The organism is Streptomyces sp. NPDC048416 (assembly GCF_043200435.1).
Classification (GTDB): Bacteria; Actinomycetota; Actinomycetes; order Streptomycetales; family Streptomycetaceae; genus Streptomyces.
Map to the genome: position 1 here is coordinate 216,301 of NZ_JBICXU010000002.1, position 20,017 is coordinate 236,317.

Genomic DNA, 20,017 nt, shown 5'->3' on the forward strand with positions numbered 1-20,017 from the left:
GTCGCCCAGCTCCGCGTGCATGAAGGGGCGCCCCCGCCGCACAACGGGGACGCCCCTTCATTCACGTACGAACTGCCTTGTGCCGAGGGCTACTTGGCCCGGTCGAAGTCGATCTGGCTGTACGCGCGCAGCTTGGAGAGCCGGTGCGTGGAGTCGATCTGGCGGATCGTGCCGGACTTCGAGCGCATCACGAGCGACTGGGTGGTCGCGGTCTCCGCGCGGTAGCGCACCCCGCGAAGGAGCTCGCCGTCGGTGATGCCGGTGGCGACGAAGAACACGTTGTCGCCGCTGACCAGGTCGTCGGTCGAGAGCGTACGGTCCAGGTCGTGCCCGGCGTCGAGCGCGCGCTGCCGCTCGGCCTCGTCCTTGGGCCACAGCTTGCCCTGGATGACACCGCCCAGGCACTTGATCGCGCAGGCGGAGATGATGCCCTCGGGGGTGCCGCCGATGCCCATGAGCAGGTCGACGCCGGTGCCCTCGCGCACGGCCATGATCGAACCGGCGACGTCGCCGTCCGAGATGAACTTGATGCGGGCGCCGGTCTCCCGGATCTCCTTGACGATGCCCTCGTGACGGGGACGGTCCAGGATGACCACGGTGACGTCCTCGGGCGAGGAGTTCTTGGCCTTGGCGACCCGGCGGATGTTCACCGAGACCGGGGCGTTGATGTCGACGAAGTCGGCGGCCTCGGGCCCGGTGACCAGCTTGTCCATGTAGAACACCGCGGACGGGTCGAACATGGCGCCGCGGTCGGCGGCGGCCAGCACAGCGATCGCGTTAGGCATGCCCTTGGCGTTCAGGGTGGTGCCGTCGATGGGGTCGACCGCGATGTCGACCTCGGCGCCGGTGCCGTCGCCGATGCGCTCCCCGTTGTAGAGCATGGGGGCTTCGTCCTTCTCGCCCTCGCCGATGACGACGATGCCGTTCATCGAGACGGTGGAGACGAGGGTCCGCATGGCGTTGACCGCGGCGCCGTCCGCGCCGATCTTGTCCCCGCGGCCGACCCAGCGGCCCGCGGCCATGGCGGCCGCCTCGGTGACCCGGACCAGTTCCAGGGCCAGGTTGCGGTCGGGAGCCTCGGGTGAGACCTCAAGTTCGGACGGCAGATGATGCTCGGTCATCGGAGCGCACCTTTCTGTACGGCGACGGCCGCAAGGTAAGAGGGTGCTAGGACTCTATCGGCACGTCGACAAATTGAGCAGAGGGGCCCACGTATGAGCGGCGACATGACCTGAGAACATGGGGTCGTGGCAGGAACGCGCGGCACCAAGCAGACAGTCCGGAACATGCTGCAGTCGCTGGCGGTGATCGGCATCGCGGCGGCTGTGATCTATGTGTTCATCCCGCACGACGATGCGGACGCCCCTCCGCTCAAGGCGGTCAACTACACGGTGGAGCTGACCACCGTGCGCAGGGCGGCCCCGTACCCGGTGGCGGCCCCGGTCGGCCTGCCCGACCAGGACAAGTGGAAGGCGACGTCGGTCTCGTACGACGGCCCCAAGGACAACGCCTGGCACCTGGGCTTCCTCGACCCGCAGAACCAGTACGTGGCAATCGAGCAGTCGACCGCGGCCACGGACAAGTTCGTCACCGAGGTCAGCAAGCGGGCGAAGAAGACCGAGAAGTCGCAGCGGATCGCGGGCGCGACCTGGACCTTCTGGGACGGCCCCAAGTACGACGCCCTCGTCCGCCAGGACCAGGGCTCCACCACGGTGGTCACGGGCACGGCGCCGTATGAGCAGCTGGTGGCGATGGCGGGCGCGCTGGAGTCCAAGAAGACGGCGGCCTGACCCTCCGCGGCGGCGGTCGGGACGCGCCGGGATCGTGGGCGCCGCGATGGGCGTCCTGGCTTGGGCGTACGACGAGGGCCGCCGCACCGGGTGGGTGCGGCGGCCCTCGTCGTACGCGGGCGCGGTACGTGCCCTGGGCGCCCTGAGTGTGCCCTGTGGGGGTGTCGTGCGTGCCCCCGCGCGTGCGTCGTGCGGTCGGCTCAGACGGTGGTGACGACGTCGTCGTACGCCAGACGCGGGCTGCGCGGGTGCCACGCGTCCTCGCCCGGCTTGCCGATGTTGACGATCATCAGCGGGGTGTGGTCGTCGTCCAGGAACTCCTTCTGGACGCCGGAGGCGTCGTAACCCGTCATCGGGCCGGCGGCCAGGCCGGCGGCGCGGACGCCGACGATGAAGTACGCGGCCTGGAGCGCGGAGTTGAACAGGGCCGCACCCTCGCGGACCGGGCGCTCCGAGAAGAAGGCGTCCTTGGCGGCGGGGAAGGCCGGGAAGAGGGCCGGCAGTTCCTCGTGGAACTCGTTGTCGGCGGAGAGGATCGCGACGAGCGGCGCGGCGGCGGTCTTCGGACGGTTACCCTCGGCCATGTGCTTGACCAGGCGCTCGCGGGCCTCGGGGGAGCGGACCAGGGTGACGCGCAGCGGCGACTGGTTGAAGGCGGTCGGGCCGTACTTGACCAGGTCGTAGATCGCCTGGACCTGCTCGTCGGTCACCGGCTCGTCGGTGAACGTGTTGGCGGTGCGGGCCTCGCGGAAGAGGAGGTCCTGGGCGGCGGGGTCAAGAACGAGCGACATCTGTGTCATACCTTCCAGAATGTTGATCAAGCGATATGTCTCCGACGGTACGGCAGGGTTAGGTTAACTTTCAACTAAATCTGGGTTGGCGTGACCAGGGTCACAGCGGGTGCGCTGCGCGGGCTGTGCGGTGCGCTGCGCGGGCTGTGCGGTGCGGGCCGTGCGGTGCGGTGCGGGCCGTGCCGGGTGGCTTGCGCGGTTCCCCGCGCCCCTTGGTGGCCGTCCTTCGGGTGCGGGCCGTGGTCGCTTCTCGCGCAGTTCCCCGCGCCCCTTGAGTGGTCGTACTTCGGGTGCGGGTCGTGGTCGCTTTTCGCGGGTTCCTCGCGGCCCTTGGGTGGCTGTCTTTTGGGTGCGGGTTGTGGTCGCTTTTCGCGCAGTTCCCCGCGCCCCTTGAGTGTTCGTACTTCGTGTGCGGGTCGTGGTCGCTTTTCGCGGGGGCCTCGCGTCCCTGGCTGCTCGGTGCTGGGCCGTGTGGGCCTCCTCAGCCCGTCCGGCGTTTGAGGACGAGCGCCGTTCAGGCGCGTTCGGGGTCTGGGGCGGAGCCCCAGGTCCTCTCACCCCCGGAGGGTTTAGGGAAGGGGCGGGGTGGGGTCCGGGCTTGGGCGGAACCCCAGCTCCGGCTTGCGGCTGCGGACCGTGCGCGGCTGGGCGCGCAGTTCCCCGCGCCCCTGGCGGGGTTGGCGTGGGCCGGGGTTGCACCCCGCAGCCCCCGCCGGGGTTGGCGCGGGCCTGGGTCGCAGCCCTGGCGGGGTCGGCGCGGGCCGGGGTTGCACCCCCCGCGCCCCTGGCGGGGTCGGCGCGGGCCGGGGTCGCGCCCCGCGGGCCTGGCGGGGTCGGTATGGGGCGAGGTTGCGTCCCGCGGGCCTGGCGGGGCTGGTGTGGGCCGGGGTCGCGCCCCGCGCCCCTGGCGGGGTCGGTATGGGGCGAGGTTGCGCCCCGCGGGCCTGGCGGGGCTGGTGTGGGCCGGGGTCGCGCCCCGCGCCCCTGGCGGGGTCGGGATGGGCCGGGGTTGCGCCCCGCGGGCCTGGCGGGGTGGGTGGTCAGGCTTCTTTGGCTGGGTCTGCCAGCGCCGCGTCAAGGCGGGCCCGGGCTCCTTCGAGCCAGCGCCGGCACACCTTGGCCAGCTCCTCGCCCCGCTCCCACAGCGCGAGGGATTCCTCCAGGGTCGTGCCCCCCGCTTCGAGCCGCCGTACGACCTCGATCAGCTCGTCCCGCGCCTGCTCGTACCCCAGTGCCGCGTCACCCGACGCGGGCTCCTCCGTCTTGGCCATGCGATCCACCCTATGTCCGCGGTACGACAGTGACGTGCAGCTCGCCCTCGGCGACCCGGGCGCGCAGATCCTCCCCCGGAGCGACCTCGCCGGGGGAGCGGACCACCTCGCCGCCGGCCCGCTGGAGCACCGCGTACCCCCGCTCAAGGGTGGCCGCGGGGGAGAGCGCCACCACGCGGGCGTGGGTGTGCGAGAGCTCCGAGTCGGCCCGGTCCAGGAGGTGGCCGAGCACCCGGCGCGAGCGGTGGAGCAGCGCGTCCACCTCGTCGGCCCGGTCGTCCACCATCCGCTGCGGCCGCTCCAACCAGGGCCGCCCGAGCACCCCCGCGAGGCCCCGCTCCTCGCGGTCGACGAGCCCGACGACATGGCGCCGCGCGCGGTCGCGCAGCATGCGCACCCGGTCGAGCTCTTCCCCCACGTCCGGCACGACCTTCTTCGCCGCGTCGGTCGGCGTGGAGGCGCGCAGGTCCGCCACCAGGTCGAGCAGTGGCGCGTCCGGCTCGTGCCCGATCGCCGAGACCACCGGCGTACGGCAGCGGCCGACCGCCCGCACCAGCTCCTCGTCGGAGAACGGCAGCAGATCCTCCACGCTGCCGCCGCCCCGCGCCACGATGATCACGTCCACGTCCGGCAGCTCGTCCAGCTCCTGCACCGCCCGCACGACCTGCGGCACCGCGTGCACCCCCTGCACCGCCACGTTGCGCACCTCGAAGCGGACCGCGGGCCAGCGCCGCCGCGCGTTCTCCAGGACGTCCCGCTCGGCCGCCGACGCCCGCCCCACGACGAGCCCGACCAGCTGCGGCAAGAAGGGCAGTGGACGCTTGCGGTCCAGGGCGAAAAGCCCCTCCGACGCCAGGCTCCGCTTCAACTGCTCCAGTCTGGCGAGCAGTTCACCGATGCCGACCGGCTTTATCTCCACCGCCCGCAGCGAGAGCTGGCCGCGCGGCGCGTACCACTCGGGCTTCGCGTGGACGACGACGCGCGCCCCCTCGGACACCACGTCGGCGACCGCGTCGAACACCTGGCGGTAGCAGGTGACGCCCACCGAGATGTCGTGCGAGGGGTCGCGCAGCGTCAGGAACACCACGCCCGCACCGGGCCGCCGCGAAAGCTGGGTGATCTGCCCCTCCACCCAGACCGCGCCGAGGCGGTTGATCCACCCCCCGATGAGCCGTGACACCTCGCCCACGGGCAGGGGCGCGTCCGCACTCGTATTCAGAGCCATGCACGCAGGCTAGCCCGCGCCACCGACACTCCCGCCCCGCTCCGGCGGCTCCGCATCGCGTCCCGAGCGCCGGCCCCCCTGCATGGCCAGCACCACAAGGCCCACCGCGAGCCAGCCGAGGCCGACCAGCTGGGCCGTGGCCGTCGCCTCCCAGATCACCGCGACGATGACGGCCGCGCCGAGCACCGGAACCACCACGTGGCGCAGCCAGTCGGGCGCGCCCTCCATGCGGCGCACCGCGTACCAGGCGATCACGGAGACGTGCAGCAGGAAGAACGCGGTCAGGGCGCCCATGTCGACGACCGACACCAGGTGGTCCATGCCGTCGTCGCGCCGGGCCGCCCACACCGCCGCGACCAGCGTGACCACCGCGGCGAGCAGCAGCGCGGGCCGGGGCACCCCGGAGCCGGTGTGCGACAGGACGCGGGGCAGCCGCCGGTCGCGGGCCATCGCGAAGACGAGCCGGCCCGCCGCGGCCTGCCCGGCGAGCGCCGCGAACGCCGCCCCGATCGCCTTGCTGACCGCCACCAGGGTGTGCAGCCAGCCACCGACCGAGGTCTCGACGGTGTCGTAGAACGCCGAGCCCTGCTTGACCGGGTCGGCCGCCAGCTGGGCCGACGACAGCGGTTCGAGCAGCGCCGCCAGATAGGACTGCACGATGAAAAGCGACCCGGCGAGCACCAGACAGAACAGCACGGCCCGCGCCACCTTCGCCGAGCCCCCGGTCACCTCCTCGGCGAACGTCGCGATCGCGTCGAAGCCCAGATAGGACAGGACCGCGACGGACACCGCGCCCAGGACCGCGCCGAGCGTGAACCCCGCGTCCCCGCTCAGCGGCGAGAGCCAGCCGCGCTGCGCACCGTCCCGTACGAGCACGACCACCGCGCTCACGACGAAGACGAGCAGCACCACGATCTCCATCGCGAGCACCGCGAAACCGACCCGGGCCGCGGCCCGTACGCCCCACAGGTTGAGCAGCGTGGTGATCCCCACCGCGATCGCCGTCCACACCCAGCGCGACACGGACGGCACCAGGGAGTTCATCGCGATGCCCGAGAAGAGGTAGGCGACGGCCGGAATCAGCAGATAGTCGAGCATCGCCATCCACCCGGCGATGAACCCCGGCCCCTCGCCGAGCGCCTTGCGCGCGTACGCGAACACCGACCCGGCCAGCGGGACGACCCGCACCATCTGCGCGTAGCTGTACGCGGTGAACCCCATGGCGACCGTGGCCACCAGGTAGACCAGCGCGACCGCGCCGTGCGACTTGGCGTCCAGGGTGCCGAAGATGCCGACCGGGGCCATCGGGGCGATGAACAGCAACCCGTAGACGACCAGGTCCCGGAACCCGAGACTCCGCCGCAGCTGCCCGGCTCCCTCGGCCACGTCACCCGGATCCGCCCCACCCGTGTGACGGGGCTCTCCCGGGCCTTGGTGCTCCTCGCGTACGCCGCTCATGCGGCCAGTCTCACCGACTGGGCGATCTTTGGGCCGCCGGGCACGCCGGTCGGGCGCGCGCCCGGGGCGTACCGGCCGGAGCGTTCCGATCCGCCGGGCGCCCGGGGCGGGCGTGGGCCCGGCGGGGTTGTCGGCGCCAGCCCCTACCATGGACGGCATGACTGCTACTGCTGCCCGCCGGGTTCTCCTCGCCGCTCCCCGTGGCTACTGCGCGGGCGTGGACCGTGCCGTGATCGCCGTGGAGAAGGCCCTGGAGCAGTACGGCGCGCCCATCTACGTCCGGCACGAGATCGTCCACAACAAGTACGTCGTGCAGACCCTGGAGAAGAAGGGCGCGATCTTCGTCGAGCAGACGGCGGAGGTGCCCGAGGGTTCCATCGTGATGTTCTCCGCCCACGGCGTGGCCCCGACCGTCCACGCGGAGGCCGCCGAGCGCAGGCTGGCCACCATCGACGCGACGTGCCCGCTGGTGACGAAGGTCCACAAGGAGGCCGTGCGGTACGCGAAGGAGGACTACGACATCCTCCTGATCGGCCACGAGGGCCACGAGGAGGTCATCGGCACCTCCGGCGAGGCCCCCGACCACATCACCCTGGTCGACGGCCCGGACGACGTGGCGAACGTCGAGGTCCGCGACGAGTCGAAGGTCGTCTGGCTCTCCCAGACCACGCTCTCCGTCGACGAGACGATGGAGACGGTCGGCGCGCTCAAGAACAAGTTCCCCAACCTGCTCTCGCCGCCCAGCGACGACATCTGCTACGCCACGCAGAACCGCCAGGTCGCGGTCAAGAAGCTCGCCGAGGACGCGGACCTGGTCATCGTCGTCGGCTCCAAGAACTCCTCGAACTCGATCCGCATGGTCGAGGTCGCCCTCGACGCCGGCGCCCCCGCCGCCCATCTGGTGGACTTCGCCGACGAGATCGACGAGGCCTGGCTGGCGGGCGTCACCACGGTCGGCCTGACCTCGGGGGCCTCCGTGCCGGACGTCCTGGTCGACGGCGTCCTGGAATGGCTGGCCCAGCGCGGCTACGGCGACGTGGAGACGGTGAAGACGGCCGACGAGTCGATCACCTTCTCGCTGCCCAAGGAGCTCCGCCGCGACCTGCGCGCCGAGGCCGCCGAGCTCTCGGGCGAGTAGCCCCGCCGGTCCGCCCCGTCCACCCGTACGGTGGGTCCATGAACGCCATGAGGAACGTGTTCGGAGTGGACGTCGGCGGATCCGGCATCAAGGGTGCCCCGGTCGACCTGGCGCGCGGCGATGTGTCGCAGGAACGCCACAAGGTCTTGACCCCGCACCCCGCGACCCCTGAGGCGGTGGTGGACGGCATCGCGCAGGTGGTCGAACACTTCGGCTGGTCGGGCCCGGTCGGCATGACGTTTCCGGGGGTGATCGCCGCGAACACCGTACGGACCGCCGCGAACGTTTCCAAGGAGTGGGTGGGCGTCGACGCGGCCCGCCTCGTCGCCGACCGCCTCGGCGGCCTGCCGGTCACCGTCGTGAACGACGCGGACGCGGCGGGCGTCGCCGAGATGCGCTGCGGCGCGGGCCGGGGCCGCAAGGGCACGGTGATCCTGCTGACCTTCGGCACGGGCATCGGCAGCGCGCTCTTCGTGGACGGCCACCTCGTCCCCAACACCGAGTTCGGCCACCTGGAACTGGGCGGCCACGAGGCCGAGAAGCGAGCCTCGACCAAGGTCAAGGAGGACGAGGACCTGAGCTGGTCGCACTGGGCGCGCCGGGTCCAGAAGTACCTGGCCCATGTGGAGATGCTGTTCTCGCCCGAGCTGTTCATCATCGGCGGCGGAGTCAGCCGCAAGGCCGACAAGTTCGTCCCGCTGATCGAGGGCATCACGGCCGAGATCGTCCCGGCGCAGCTCCAGAACAACGCGGGGATCGTGGGGGCGGCGATGGTGGCGGCGGAGCGGTAGCCGCGGGCGGCCCGCCTGGACGCGTGCGGGGCGGCCGCGGCCTGAGAGGGTGCGGCGCCTGAGAGGGTGCGGCGCCCGCGAGGCGCCGACTGCCGGGCCCGGCCGGGGAGTTGGCGCCCGCGGGGACGGTGCCGATGGCTGCGCGGCCGGACTGCCCGGGCCGGCGAGTTCGTACTGCGGGGTCAGTGTTTGGCGGGGCCGCCGGAGTTCGTATTGCGGGGTCAGCGCCTGCCCGGGCCGGCGGAGCCACCGGTTCCGCCGGGGCTGCCGACGCTGCCGGGACTCGCGGGGCCGGCCGGGATGCCGGGCTTCTTGAGGGTGCGTCGGCGTCCCATCTGCTGGATCTTGCGCAGGGTGGCGATCACCCCGGCCACGAGCGTTCCGGCGTACAGCCACCCGGCGTGCAGGGCGAGCGCCGTGACCACGGCCATGGTCTGCCCGCCGAAACCTCCGGTGCCGCCCGCGATCGGGATGATCCCGACGGCGAAGGCGATGGGTACGCAGATCGGGGCCGTCACCACGTCGGCGGGCCGCACCCAGAACGCGGTGACCGCGCTGACCAGCAGAAACAGCACCCCGTACACCACTGGTGAGCCGTCGAGGAGCAGCCAGTCGAGCGTGCCGAGCGCGAACATCAGGGCCGCCGCGAAGAGGCCGCCGCCGAGGCCGGTGAGCCGGGGGGACGGCAGTCTGCGCAGCGCGAGGACGACGGGCGGCACCGGCCGGGTGCGGCCGGCCGCTCGATGGACGGCGGCGCTGTCATCGCTCGCCGCCGCGCCGGCGGGCCCACCGAGGGGCGCCCGGGAGGCCGCCGGCGCCGATGTCCGGGGTCGCTGTCCGCGCTGCGGGGTGCGTGTCCTGTAGTGCTCCACCGCACCAACGTAGGTCGCCACGGGGGAGGAACCACCCATTGGACACGCCCTTTGGCCGAGCTTGCCCTCACGTTCGACGCTCCGACGCGGTTGCGGAGGGCGGTGTTCGAGCGTGGGGTGCGGCCGCGGGACGTGACGGCGGGGAGCGGCTTCGACGTTCGGAGCCCGCGACGGATGGGGCCGCGTGTGCCGGGCCGGGGCGGGGCTCGCGCACGTCGGCGGGGGCGGTCGCGTCCGGTACCGGGTATGTGGGCGGGGGCGGTCGCGTCCGGTGTCGCGTATGTGGGCCGGGGCCGCGCGCCCGCTGTCGCGCATGCCGTTACCGGAGCCGTCGCCCCCGTATCGGCACGTCGGCCGGAGCCGCGGCCCCGTATCGGCACGTCGGCCGGGGCGTCACGGCCGGGATCGCGCGCCCGTAAACTGGTGGGCGGTCCACCCTCCGGACCGTCCACCGCCCTCGTACCGGGAAGTCGCCACGTGTCGCTCACGATCGGAATCGTCGGTCTGCCGAATGTCGGCAAGTCGACCCTGTTCAACGCCCTGACCAAGAACGACGTACTGGCGGCCAACTACCCGTTCGCCACCATCGAGCCGAACGTCGGCGTCGTCGGCGTCCCCGACGCCCGCCTGGCCAAGCTGGCCGAGGTCTTCAACTCGCAGCGGATCCTGCCGGCCACGGTCGACTTCGTCGACATCGCCGGCATCGTGCGCGGTGCGAGCGAGGGCGAGGGCCTGGGCAACAAGTTCCTCGCGAACATCCGCGAGTCGGACGCGATCTGCCAGGTCATCCGCGCCTTCAAGGACGAGAACGTCGTCCACGTCGACGGCAAGGTGTCCCCGAAGGACGACATCGAGACGATCAACACCGAGCTGATCCTCGCGGACCTCCAGTCGGTGGAGAAGGCGGTGCCGCGCCTGACGAAGGAGTCCCGCCTCCAGAAGGAGAAGATCGCGGTGCTGGCCGCGGTCGAGAAGGCGCAGAAGATCCTCGAAGCGGGCGAGACGCTGTTCTCGGCGGGCATCACCAAGGGCACGGAGCAGGGCGACCTGCTGCACGAGCTGCACCTGCTGACGACGAAGCCGTTCCTGTACGTCTTCAACGTCGACGAGGACGAGCTGGTCGACGAGGACTTCAAGAACGAGCAGCGCGCCCTGGTCGCCCCGGCGGAGGCGATCTTCCTCAACGCGAAGATCGAGTCCGAGCTGATCGAGCTGGACGACGACGAGGCGCTCGAACTCCTCCAGTCGATGGGCCAGGAGGAGCCCGGCCTCGCCACCCTCGGCCGCGTCGGCTTCGCCACCCTGGGCCTCCAGACCTACCTGACGGCCGGCCCGAAGGAAACCCGCGCCTGGACCATCCCCCAGGGCGCCACGGCCCCCGAGGCGGCCGGTGTCATCCACACCGACTTCCAGAAGGGCTTCATCAAGGCGGAGGTCATCTCCTTCGACGACCTGATCGACGCCGGCTCAGTAGCGGAAGCCCGCTCGCGCGGCAAGGCCCGCATGGAGGGCAAGGAGTACGTCATGCAGGACGGGGACGTGGTGGAGTTCCGCTTCAACGTCTAATTAAATATTCAACTAAATTTCTTCCCGTATAACCGCAGGTCAAGAGGGGCCCATCAACCCAAGGCGGGCCCCTCTTGCAGGTCCATCGATGGTCGGACGGTGCTTTGGCGCTGGGTGCTGTCCCGGAGGGCCGGATCTGACCACCTGTCGGCACCTGTGCTCACCCTCGGGATGCCGTCCCGTGCTGACATTGTGTTGTGTGTGGGGCACCCCGAATTGCGTACGAAGTCTTGAGGGTGGGCGGATGTGGGAACTAACTGCCGCACTGCCAAACCTCGCGCTCCGACGCCGACGGACTCAAGAGTCGTCAATAACCTGCCGGGCTAGCCGAGGTGCGTCCATTCTGGGTGTATGACTCAGTCCGATCACTCCTCTGTGCAGGGTGGCACGCCGAGGATCACAGCGGTGACGCGACGCGACATCTTTGACTACCTGCGCGGTGACGGGGGGCCTGGTGGGGACAACTCGAGGAGACATACTTCCTGGAGAGTCTCTACGACCTTGACGGGCTGCCGTCAATGGATCGCAGGTTCACTACTGCACGAGCTGACATCATCCAGCACCGGATCACCAATCCGATGGACTGGCCCGACGACTGGATCTTCGAGGACCCGCGATTCCAACTCCTGGAAGGCTCGGACCAGATACTCCTCGACTTCCTGGCGCGACTCGTGCATCCAGAAGTGCAGTCCGACGTAGATCAGTCGACACAACGTGTTGAGCACCTGAACCGGCTCCTGGGTCCAGACGGCTGGACCCTCCGTGTCTTCGAGTTCTTCTCGGGCCGGCCGATCTACACGCCGATCCCTGCAGATGCCACCGGACCACTGGTATCGCTACCACTCGAAGACAGCGACGCCGGGAAGCTCGACCTGATCCTCGGGCAGACCTACAGCCTCCTTGACCGGGACGGTGAGGAGACGGCCCGGGACCTGCTTCGTACTGCCGTCCTATCGCTGCGCCGTGACGGTGGTTTCTATCACCCCATGCCCGGTGACGGATGGACGACCGAGACTTATGAGGCAGTCCTGGCGGTGGATCATGCGCTCTTGCCAGAGTTCACGAAACCAGTCATAGATACGATCTGGGACCGGCTCGAACCTCTCCTCACGTGGCTCCAGCGCGAGGATGTGCAGTCCCTCGTGGTCGAAGGCGACGTTAGGGGGCTGCCAGCCATCCCGGCAGCCCAGCCCGTAGTGCGGGCCAGCAGAAGCTTCCGCATCAGCTTTCCGTCCACAGAGTTCGATGTCACACGGCAGGACTTCTCCGATCTTGAGGTCCGCGGCAACGGATACACGTACTTCTACGACACCCGCACGCATCGAAAGATCACGGATTTCCTGCTTGATGACCGGCCTCTTGTGGCCACTCTGTGTCAAGTCACCCTCATCAACAAGGACGGCGTCCTCTCACCCAGAATCAAACTCTGGAAGAAGGACAAGACCAAGGCCGCGAGGACTGCGGTCATGGAGGCCATCCCCGGTACCGATTCCACGCAGGTCATCAAAGCACTCGTCGACACAAACGGCGTACACGAAAACTTCTGGAAGGTCATCTGCTTCATCCAGAACTGCGTTGGACTGAACAACATCCCTGGCGGTAGCCGACGGCTGGTCGTAGGCGACGAGGCGGAGTTGGTTCGGCTGCTGGCTGACCAAGACCGCCGGACACTGCTCGAAGCAGTAAGGAGCGCTATTGGTGGCACGCTTACAGATGAGGACATTAGACGGATCGGCAACCGGAAGTCGCAACTCCGGCGATTCGCGGAATTGCTGACCGACTCAGAGGTCTTCGAGCGAGAGCGAAGCCGGGTGGCAGGGCCAGAGGCGGTCTGGCAGGGCTTCTTCGAAGAGAACCCGTGGATCTTCGGGTACGGCCTCAACCTTGTCGCATGCGAACCGCTCGACGGCGGCAAGTTGGAGCGCATCACGGCTGGCGCCAACATCTTCACTGGGGCGGGTAAGCGTAGTGACGCCGTCATGCGCTCTAAGGGCTTCATCAGTAGTTTGCTGCTCTGCGAGATAAAGACTCACTTGACCCCCTTGTTGGCCAATGCGCCTTATCGGCCCCCGGACGTGTATCAGGTTTCCAAGGACGTCGTCGGCGCTGTGGCTCAAGTTCAGAAGACTGCCTACAAGGCTCTTCGGCTGGTTACCGGCGAACTGCACAGGCTTTACAGAGACGATGGCGCCCCGACCGACATCGAGATCTCCACCATCCGTCCCCGACAGGTTCTGGTGATCGGAAGCCTCAGCGAGTTCACAGAACAAGGTGGGGCGAACGCAGAGAAGATCACTTCATTCGAGCAGTACAGGCGGTCTATCCAGGACGTCGAAGTGATCACCTTCGACGAACTATACGAACGGGCGTGCTTCATCGTTGAGGGCTACTGATGTGTGCCTGGGCGTGCCGGTTGAGATCAATGACCCTATTGAGCGATTGCACATTGGGCTACGCGGGAGTTGCTTACGGCCGTGCGGTGCGTTGACCAGCCAGTCCCGTGCGGGAATGAGGAATCGTTGCCGCGTTGTTGTGGTGAAGGACCCAGCCTGACAGGGCCTCAGGAAAGAACCGGTCTTCCAGGACGGAGGCGAGAGGATTTCCTGCCAGACCTTCTAGAGTGCGAAGCACCTCTGGGAAGTCTGCCCGGTGCAGTCGTACGGCTGTGCGCGTGGCGGCCTCGACCTTCCCAAGCTGTACCTGGTCGTGCCATCGGATGAGTCCGGAGATGAAAATTTCGCAGGCATCCGCGCGACCCTTCCGCAGTTCTTCGCGGTTCAGTCCAAAGACCTCGATGCTGTGCTTGCCCTTGGGTGTAAGGCATTTCAGCTTGCCCGTCCTCGGCAGTAGCTTCAGATGATCCGCAGGGTCGTCCACTGTCGGGTCGATGAGCAGGAAAGCGCCTGTTTCGGGGTCGCAGGGAAACAGGTGGCGTTTCTCGTTGCTGTTGCAGTGAGAGCAGGCCAGCAGATGGTTGTCCCAGCAAAAGGTCCGAAGTGGGGTACGAGCCTTCGGCTCGAAGTGGTCGATGTCGGTTCCCTGGTTATCCAGGCAGTACATGCAACGGATACGACCGGGGGCCATCTGCTCCAGCAGACTTTTGATATGTCTTCTGGCAGCTCGCGCACCCTTCCACTGTGCATCGGCTGCCTTGCTTGTGGCTCCTGCGTCTTGGATCTTCTTTGTGCGGGAGTCGCAGAGCTCGGTCATCGCGTCAGTGGCAGGCAGGCGTTGGACGGGGATCATTCGTCACCTGCGAGGTGCGCCGCCATCTCATAGATCCGTGCGGTGCGGGAACTCGACAGCTTGGCTGCCAGGTCCTTGTACTCCGCGACTTCGTCGGCATTCGCTTCCTCATCGAAGACCTTCTCTTCGAGACGCACGAGCCTCTTTCGCAGGTTGTCTGCGTGCTCGGAGTACGGGGTCTCTAGGCCAAAAAGCTCGGAGAGCACGGCATCTTCGCCGCTTCCGTACACGATCCGCTGGTACAGGTCCGGTGCTACGACCTCAGGTGCACGCTGTTCCTCAGGTCCCGGCAGCCGAATTAGTCCACCTGGATCGGCGGCCTGGCAGATGTAGGGGCTATGGCTGGTAACGATGAACTGGATTCGTGGAAAGTGACACTTCAGCCAGTCGCCGATCGCCCGTTGCCAGGTGACGTGCAGATGGGCATCCACCTCGTCGATGATGACCACTCCTGGCATCCGCACGATTGGACGGCCGGTGCTGTTGGTCCCGGAATCGAGGGTCCCGTAAGCGGTCTGGAGTTGTCGGACTATGTCGAGAACCAGGGCCACGACGGTTCGGAAGCCGTCGCTCATCTCCCTTAGGGGATAGGCCCGGTCTGGGGCGTCGGCCGGTGCCACCCACAGTCCTTCTGACGAGACCCGCAGTGCCCGATACTTGTTGGGCAGCAGGCCGTCGGAGAGTAGCTCCTTAACGGTATCCAGGAGCTGCGTGGCCTCCTCGCTGCCCTCCAGACTCCGCAGCCGCAGCTCCTTGAGCCAGCTGACGCCCTCGGCGAGCGAGGCGTCCTCGTGGAAGAGCGAGGCCATCCGTCCCGCGGGTCCCGGCGAGAGCATGAGCCGTTGGGCTTCCCCGCTGCCCCCCATCAGGCGTCGGAAGGGGCCGTATGCGGCACAGAACCAACCTTGCGGATTGTCAGACCAGGGGCCGCGCTCGGCTGACGGAGACCCGTACTTGACGCCGTCGTATGGGGATAGCGAGGGCTGTACGGCGCCGCCGAAGGTGTCGCGCTGGAGGTCGTCGGCGTTCGGTAGCGTCCAGTCCAGACCGAGCATCATGCGGCCGTCCGGTCCGCGGCCTCGGCCGGTGAGCTGGTCGACTGCGTAGTCAGGTGAGACAGCAGCCTGACACCAGGCGGCTGTCTCGCCAGTAGTGATCCAGCCGCTGAAGTTCTGGGTGAGGGTACGAGCGACTCGCGGGCCGGCGAGCGCAAGGGCCAAGGCGCGCAGGAATGTGGACTTTCCGGAGCCGTTGCGTCCCGCGACTACAGTCCAACTGCCTCCATCGCCGGGCTGGGGCAGGGCGAGTGTGTCAACTGCACGGGCTCCATGGAAACCCCGGACACTGGAGAGGCCGAACTCTGTAACGTACACACAGCCCTCCTTACCGATCCTCTGTTCCCCCAGTGGGGATGGCGGTGTCAGCCTCTCATGAGCTGCTGACACTGCCATCTGCCTCGGCTCCGATGCTTCGGACAGCTCCTCGCCGAGACGCGCCCAGCCCTCTGACAAGGTGAGATTCAGACCTCACCGTCAGCGTTCGCATGCTGGTAGCGGCCGGACGTCAGGCCAGATCGTCCGCGATGACCTCAGTCTGCTTCAGGACGCGGTCGACCGCGTCCGGCTCCTCGTCCGGGGGGTAGCCGAAGAAGTTGAGCAGCAGTTTGACCTTGGCGCGAATGCGATCCTGGGCTTGGCTCTTGACGCGCCAGTCAATAGTGACGTCTCCCGCGACCTGCTCGTACAGCTTGCGGGCGATCTTGGACAGAATGTCCTGTCCCATTTCCAGGGCCTTCGGATTGGCTGCGATGGCGTCGTAGAAGGCCATCTCGTGTTCGGACAAGCCGAGTTCGGCAGCAAGCGTGCGGGAACCGGATACCTCTTGGGCCATCTCGACGAGGAGTCGAGCTGCCTCGGCAGAGCCGATGAGGCCGTTGTGATAACGGTTCATCACCGCCTTCATCGCTTCGGAGTACTCCTTCTGTCGCGTGAGGTTGCTCGGGTGCGCTTCCTGGATTTCGCGGGCGATGGCGTCCCGCAGGGCCTTGAGCGCCAGGTTCGGATGGCGGCTGTCCCTCAACTGCTGCACGAAGCCCGCGTCGAGGTGAGAGAGATCGGGTTTGGTGAGGCCGGCGGCGTCGTAGATGTCCACGACACCGTCCGCGGCCACCATCTCAGCGTTGAGCTGCTCGATCATGCGGCGAACGTCCGCTTCGGTGGCCAGGCCGAGCTGCTGCCGATGTTCCGCGGCCAGCTTCTGATAAGTCGTACGCAGGGTCGCAAAGAAGTGGATGTCGGGCAGCAGGTCTTGCACGTCGGGATGGGCGGGGCAGAGAGAGAACGCCTGGGAGAGCAGGCGGCCGAAGTGCAGGAAGCGCTGTGCCCGGGTGGGCTCGCCCGGTGGCAGGGCAGGCTCGGCGGTCTCCAGAAGGTCCAGGGCTTCACGGAGTGCTTCGCGGTGTCCGACATCCCGCAGAGCTGTGCGCCAGGAGCAGTCCCGCAGTACAGCGTCGACTTTGCTGTGCATGCCGCGTACAGACTTGACCGCCTCGGCGATGTGCGCGCCGATAGTCTCCTGCTCCTGGTCGGCCTCCGAGTACGTGGCCAGCGCGTATTTGAGTTCTCTGGCTACGCCTAGGAAGTCCACCACTAGGCCGGAGGGCTTCTCGTCCCAGGTGCGGTTGACGCGCGCGATGGCCTGCATGAGGGCGGCGCCGCGCATGCGGCGATCCAGGTACATAGTGTGCAGGGGAGGGGCGTCGAAGCCTGTCAGCCACAAGGACTGAACGATGATCAACTCAAGTTCGTCTTCAGGTTTGCCCACACGGTCTTGGATCTTCTTGAGCTGAGTTGGGGTGCGCACGTAGTCTGCGATGTCAGACGTGTCCCTGCCGGGATTGCCGGTGAAGACCACCCGGATCTTCCCGGAGTCGTCCGGGTAGAGCTCCGTCTCAGGATCGGGAGTACCGGTCCACTCCCCGCGGCGTTCTGCCAGAGCTCGGAAGAGGCGGGCGGCGTTACGGCGTGAGGAACAGACGATCATGGCCTTGCCGGGGCTGCCCGTAAGTTTGATCATCTCCTGGCGGCGGATGTCCCAGTGGGAGAGGATCGTGTCGGCGATGGAGCCAATACGTTCTGGGGCACCGATTAGGTCCTCGAAGCGGGCGAAGATGCCGCGTGCCCGGGCTTGCTCTTCTGCAGTGAGCCCTTCGACGAGCCCTTCGGCCTTGGCGTTGAGCTCGTCCAGGTCTATCCCTGCGGGGAGATTGACCTTGTGCAGGATCGGCTCATAGAAGACGGGCACGGTCGCCCCGTCGTCGACGGCCTGTGTGAGGTCGTAAGTGTGGATAGTTGGCCCGAAGACCTGGTGAGTGGAACCAGTCCGGTTGTCGATGGGGGTGCCGGTGAAGGCGATGAAGGTGGCGTTCGGGAGGGCGTCGCGGAGGTTTCGGGCGAAGCCATCCTCCAGGTCATAGTGGCTGCGGTGGGCCTCGTCGACCACAACGATCACGTCACGTCGGTCTGTGATGACGGGATGCCGGGCGCCGGCCTTCCGTTCCTCTTCGCTCACACGGAACTTCTGAAGCGTTGAGAAGACGATGCCCCCGCTGTCTGCTCGGCGGGTCAGTAGCTTGCGCAACTGGCTGGCCTTGGTTGCCTTCTTCGGGCTGCCGCTGACCATTTCCAGGCTCTTGCTTTGCGCGAAGGTGTCGAAGAGCTGGGAGTCCAGGTCGATGCGATCTGTGAGCAGCAGGACCGTGGGGTTTGCGACCTCGGGGATGGTGGCGGCGAGTCCTGTGTAGAAGAGCATCTCCTCGCTTTTGCCCGCGCCCTGGGTATGCCAGATGACGCCGGCCCGACCGTCAGTGGCGACGGCTGAGGCGGTGGCGGTGATCGCCTGCCTCACCGCAACAAACTGGTGGGCCTTGGCAAGTTTTACGGTGTCGACCTCACCACCCATCCCCTCGGCGGAGAACGAGAGGAAGTTCGCGATCAGGTCGAGGAAGCGATCGGGCTCGAGTGCGCCGTGGACCATGCGGTCGAGCGCCAGGTCGTCGTTCCGCTCATGCTTGCGGAGGAGAGTACCGTCCTCCTCCGCGTGCCAGGGGGCCATGTGCTGCCAGGGGGTATGCGGGGTGCCAAGGCGGGCGGTTATCCCGTCGCTCGCGAGCGAGAGGAGCAGCGTACGAAAGACGCGGTCGAGTTTGAGCTCGCGGCGGTAGTTCTGGATCTGGTCGTATGCGGAACGGGAATCGTCCGTGCCGCCCGCTCTCTTCAACTCGATGATCGCGAGTGGGATTCCATTGACGTACAGGACGATGTCGAATATGAAGACGCGTCCTCGGGCTCCCTTGACGCGGACCTGGTTCGCAGCGACGAGATCGTTGCCGTGAGGGTTGGTGAAATCGACAGGTCGGACAGTGACATGCCGTTCTTGCTGAGTGACGGGGTTGGTGTAGGACACCTTCACGCCAGCCTTCAGATTCTGGTAGAAGCTCCAGCTCAGGCGGACCTCGTTTGCCGGGTAGGTATCGAGTAGCCGCTCGATCGCGTCCTCCACTGCAGGCGAGGGCAGTTCGGGGTAGCGCGACGTGATGGCTGCGCGCAGCCGGGGGTAGAGGATGAGGTCGTCCCACCCTTTCCGGTACCCATCGCGGGGGCGGAGATCTTTGCCGCGAATGTGCTGCCATCCACGCACGGCGAGCTGCTCGAGTGCATGCTGCTCCCAGTCCGCCTCAGACATGGCACGGCCAGCGGCCGTGCCGATCTCCATAGCGCCCGTCTCCCCGTCGGTGGTCATGCGACATCCTCCACGAAGCGTTCGGCTTCCTTGACGCGGATCTTTCCGGTGATGAGCTGAGGTAGCAGGGTGTCGCGCAACGCGGCGAGGGTGTCGTTCTCGCGACGTCCGGCTTCGGATTGCTCCTGCATCGGGTTGCAAATCCTGTCGAACTCAGCGAGGTCGGGAGCCGATGGGATGGTGATTTGGAGCGAGCGGATATCGCGAAGACTGAGATAGTCGGCCATGTCCGTCTGGCCCTTGAGTCCCCCTGCCTGACTCCAGAACTCCTTTCCCTGGAACCAATGAAGCAGGTAAAAGGGGGAGACTGGGCTTTCATTTGCGAGACGAAAATAGCAGACTTGTGGACTGTATACGAATTCCGGATGGCTCGCTTCGATAAGTGCTACGCGGCCGACAGTTCCCTTCGTTGTCAGGATTACGTCGCCTCGTTGAGATACCTTCGGACCCATGGAAGACCGGTATGAATTACTGACGAAATGGGTATAACTGGGAGTGATAATTCCGCGTCCCACATCGGCGACCCGAAGAATCGGGATCCCGGGCTTGCCGTGTTCGGACTGCTTGGTTCGGTATCCGTCTCCGAGATCCATGAATCCGCCGTCGACGAGTTGTGCCAGCGTGCGGCGAGAGGTACCAATATTTGTGGAGTTGATGACGCGCTCGTACCAAGCTGAACACAATTCGTTGAGGGTGTCGAGCATGTGCTCATTGGCGGAGATCTTGGCGTCCAGGGCTCCGAGGACTTCGGTGATGCCCCGCTGGTCATCCATTGGAGGAGCGGACACTCTGAGTGATCCGATATCGGTCAGGTTCAAGTAGTCCGCCATGTCCGTCTGCCCTTTCATGCCGGCAGATTGGTGGCGGAAATCGTCGCTGCGTAGCCAGTAGTACAGGTACTTGGCGGTAATTACTTTTTCGTCGAGTGTCCGAAAGAAGCAAACTTGAGGACTGTAGACGAATTCTGGCGAGACGTCAGGAATCATGGCGACACGTCCCACTGTTCCCTTGGTTGTGAGTACGATGTCCGCCGATTGTGAGACCTTCCTTCTCATTGCGCTGCGGAAAT

General features: G+C 67.1%; 15 protein-coding genes. 5 read left to right on the forward strand and 10 right to left on the reverse strand.

Going from position 1 to position 20,017, the window contains the following annotated elements; all coding sequences use genetic code 11:
• Nucleotides 1–89: 89 nt before the first annotated feature.
• Entirely contained in the window at nt 90–1,121 is a 1,032-nt protein-coding gene (gene glpX / locus ACGFW5_RS03810) for a class II fructose-bisphosphatase (RefSeq protein WP_350232418.1), read from the reverse strand.
• Nucleotides 1,122–1,286: 165 nt separating this feature from the next.
• Between glpX and ACGFW5_RS03815 the strand changes: the two genes are divergently transcribed.
• Nucleotides 1,287–1,790 (forward strand): DUF4245 domain-containing protein, encoded by a 504-nt coding sequence (locus ACGFW5_RS03815; RefSeq protein ID WP_393832545.1) that lies wholly within the window; start codon nt 1,287–1,289, stop codon nt 1,788–1,790.
• 200 nt (nt 1,791–1,990) lie between these two features.
• Here the strand turns inward: ACGFW5_RS03815 and ACGFW5_RS03820 are convergent, their stop codons facing one another.
• The 4 genes from ACGFW5_RS03820 to ACGFW5_RS03835 form a co-directional block, all read right to left on the reverse strand.
• The gene (locus ACGFW5_RS03820; RefSeq protein ID WP_393832546.1) at nt 1,991–2,581 is read right to left on the reverse strand and encodes a malonic semialdehyde reductase; all 591 of its coding nucleotides are present in this window, start codon (nt 2,579–2,581) and stop codon (nt 1,991–1,993) included.
• 1,040 nt (nt 2,582–3,621) lie between these two features.
• A complete protein-coding gene (locus ACGFW5_RS03825) occupies nt 3,622–3,852 on the reverse strand; it encodes an exodeoxyribonuclease VII small subunit (RefSeq protein WP_393832547.1) in 231 nt (76 codons plus the stop codon).
• Between the two features lie 10 nt (nt 3,853–3,862).
• Nucleotides 3,863–5,077: an exodeoxyribonuclease VII large subunit gene (gene xseA, locus ACGFW5_RS03830; protein ID WP_393832548.1), complete on the reverse strand. Its 1,215-nt coding sequence runs from the start codon at nt 5,075–5,077 to the stop codon at nt 3,863–3,865.
• Between the two features lie 9 nt (nt 5,078–5,086).
• Nucleotides 5,087–6,535: an APC family permease gene (locus ACGFW5_RS03835; RefSeq protein ID WP_393832549.1), complete on the reverse strand. Its 1,449-nt coding sequence runs from the start codon at nt 6,533–6,535 to the stop codon at nt 5,087–5,089.
• 148 nt (nt 6,536–6,683) lie between these two features.
• Here ACGFW5_RS03835 and ACGFW5_RS03840 point away from each other — a divergent pair, with 148 nt between their 5' ends.
• Together ACGFW5_RS03840 and ppgK are read left to right on the forward strand one after the other, a co-directional pair.
• Nucleotides 6,684–7,673: a 4-hydroxy-3-methylbut-2-enyl diphosphate reductase gene (locus ACGFW5_RS03840; protein ID WP_393832550.1), complete on the forward strand. Its 990-nt coding sequence runs from the start codon at nt 6,684–6,686 to the stop codon at nt 7,671–7,673.
• A 38-nt stretch (nt 7,674–7,711) separates the two neighbouring features.
• Nucleotides 7,712–8,464, forward strand: coding sequence for a polyphosphate--glucose phosphotransferase (ppgK, locus tag ACGFW5_RS03845; protein ID WP_393832551.1), 753 nt, complete (start codon nt 7,712–7,714; stop codon nt 8,462–8,464).
• A 221-nt stretch (nt 8,465–8,685) separates the two neighbouring features.
• Here ppgK and ACGFW5_RS03850 read toward each other — a convergent pair whose 3' ends face one another.
• Nucleotides 8,686–9,336 (reverse strand): DUF6542 domain-containing protein, encoded by a 651-nt coding sequence (locus ACGFW5_RS03850; protein WP_393832552.1) that lies wholly within the window; start codon nt 9,334–9,336, stop codon nt 8,686–8,688.
• A gap of 477 nt (nt 9,337–9,813) precedes the next feature.
• Between ACGFW5_RS03850 and ychF the strand changes: the two genes are divergently transcribed.
• Nucleotides 9,814–10,902: a redox-regulated ATPase YchF gene (gene ychF / locus ACGFW5_RS03855; protein WP_393832553.1), complete on the forward strand. Its 1,089-nt coding sequence runs from the start codon at nt 9,814–9,816 to the stop codon at nt 10,900–10,902.
• Between the two features lie 509 nt (nt 10,903–11,411).
• Nucleotides 11,412–13,295 (forward strand): Shedu anti-phage system protein SduA domain-containing protein, encoded by a 1,884-nt coding sequence (locus ACGFW5_RS03860; protein WP_393832728.1) that lies wholly within the window; start codon nt 11,412–11,414, stop codon nt 13,293–13,295.
• A gap of 73 nt (nt 13,296–13,368) precedes the next feature.
• On the opposite strand, the gene ACGFW5_RS03865 is transcribed toward ACGFW5_RS03860, so the two are convergent.
• From ACGFW5_RS03865 to ACGFW5_RS03880, 4 genes are all read right to left on the reverse strand, one after another.
• A complete protein-coding gene (locus ACGFW5_RS03865; RefSeq protein WP_393832554.1) occupies nt 13,369–14,112 on the reverse strand; it encodes a hypothetical protein in 744 nt (247 codons plus the stop codon).
• A 32-nt stretch (nt 14,113–14,144) separates the two neighbouring features.
• Nucleotides 14,145–15,521, reverse strand: a complete 1,377-nt coding sequence (locus ACGFW5_RS03870; RefSeq protein ID WP_393832555.1) for an AAA family ATPase — start codon at nt 15,519–15,521, stop codon at nt 14,145–14,147.
• Nucleotides 15,522–15,711: 190 nt separating this feature from the next.
• Nucleotides 15,712–18,948: a type I restriction endonuclease subunit R gene (locus ACGFW5_RS03875; protein WP_393832556.1), complete on the reverse strand. Its 3,237-nt coding sequence runs from the start codon at nt 18,946–18,948 to the stop codon at nt 15,712–15,714.
• On the reverse strand, nt 18,945–20,003 hold the full coding sequence (locus tag ACGFW5_RS03880; RefSeq protein WP_393832557.1) for a restriction endonuclease subunit S: 1,059 nt from the start codon (nt 20,001–20,003) through the stop codon (nt 18,945–18,947). The genes ACGFW5_RS03875 and ACGFW5_RS03880 overlap by 4 nt, the downstream gene beginning before the upstream one ends.
• Between the last annotated feature and the right edge of the window lie 14 nt (nt 20,004–20,017).

Excerpts from the sequence above, each read along its gene's own strand:
- ppgK (WP_393832551.1), top strand. The coding sequence starts at position 7,712 with ATGAACGCCATGAGGAACGTGTTCGGAGTGGACGTCGGCGGATCCGGC.
- ACGFW5_RS03825 (WP_393832547.1), bottom strand. The coding sequence starts at position 3,852 with ATGGCCAAGACGGAGGAGCCCGCGTCGGGTGACGCGGCACTGGGGTAC.
- ACGFW5_RS03865 (WP_393832554.1), bottom strand. The coding sequence starts at position 14,112 with ATGACCGAGCTCTGCGACTCCCGCACAAAGAAGATCCAAGACGCAGGA.
- xseA (WP_393832548.1), bottom strand. The coding sequence starts at position 5,077 with ATGGCTCTGAATACGAGTGCGGACGCGCCCCTGCCCGTGGGCGAGGTG.
- ACGFW5_RS03820 (WP_393832546.1), bottom strand. The coding sequence starts at position 2,581 with ATGTCGCTCGTTCTTGACCCCGCCGCCCAGGACCTCCTCTTCCGCGAG.
- ACGFW5_RS03815 (WP_393832545.1), top strand. The coding sequence starts at position 1,287 with ATGCTGCAGTCGCTGGCGGTGATCGGCATCGCGGCGGCTGTGATCTAT.
- ACGFW5_RS03835 (WP_393832549.1), bottom strand. The coding sequence starts at position 6,535 with ATGAGCGGCGTACGCGAGGAGCACCAAGGCCCGGGAGAGCCCCGTCAC.
- ACGFW5_RS03875 (WP_393832556.1), bottom strand. The coding sequence starts at position 18,948 with ATGACCACCGACGGGGAGACGGGCGCTATGGAGATCGGCACGGCCGCT.
- ACGFW5_RS03880 (WP_393832557.1), bottom strand. The coding sequence starts at position 20,003 with ATGAGAAGGAAGGTCTCACAATCGGCGGACATCGTACTCACAACCAAG.
- glpX (WP_350232418.1), bottom strand. The coding sequence starts at position 1,121 with ATGACCGAGCATCATCTGCCGTCCGAACTTGAGGTCTCACCCGAGGCT.
- ACGFW5_RS03840 (WP_393832550.1), top strand. The coding sequence starts at position 6,684 with ATGGACGGCATGACTGCTACTGCTGCCCGCCGGGTTCTCCTCGCCGCT.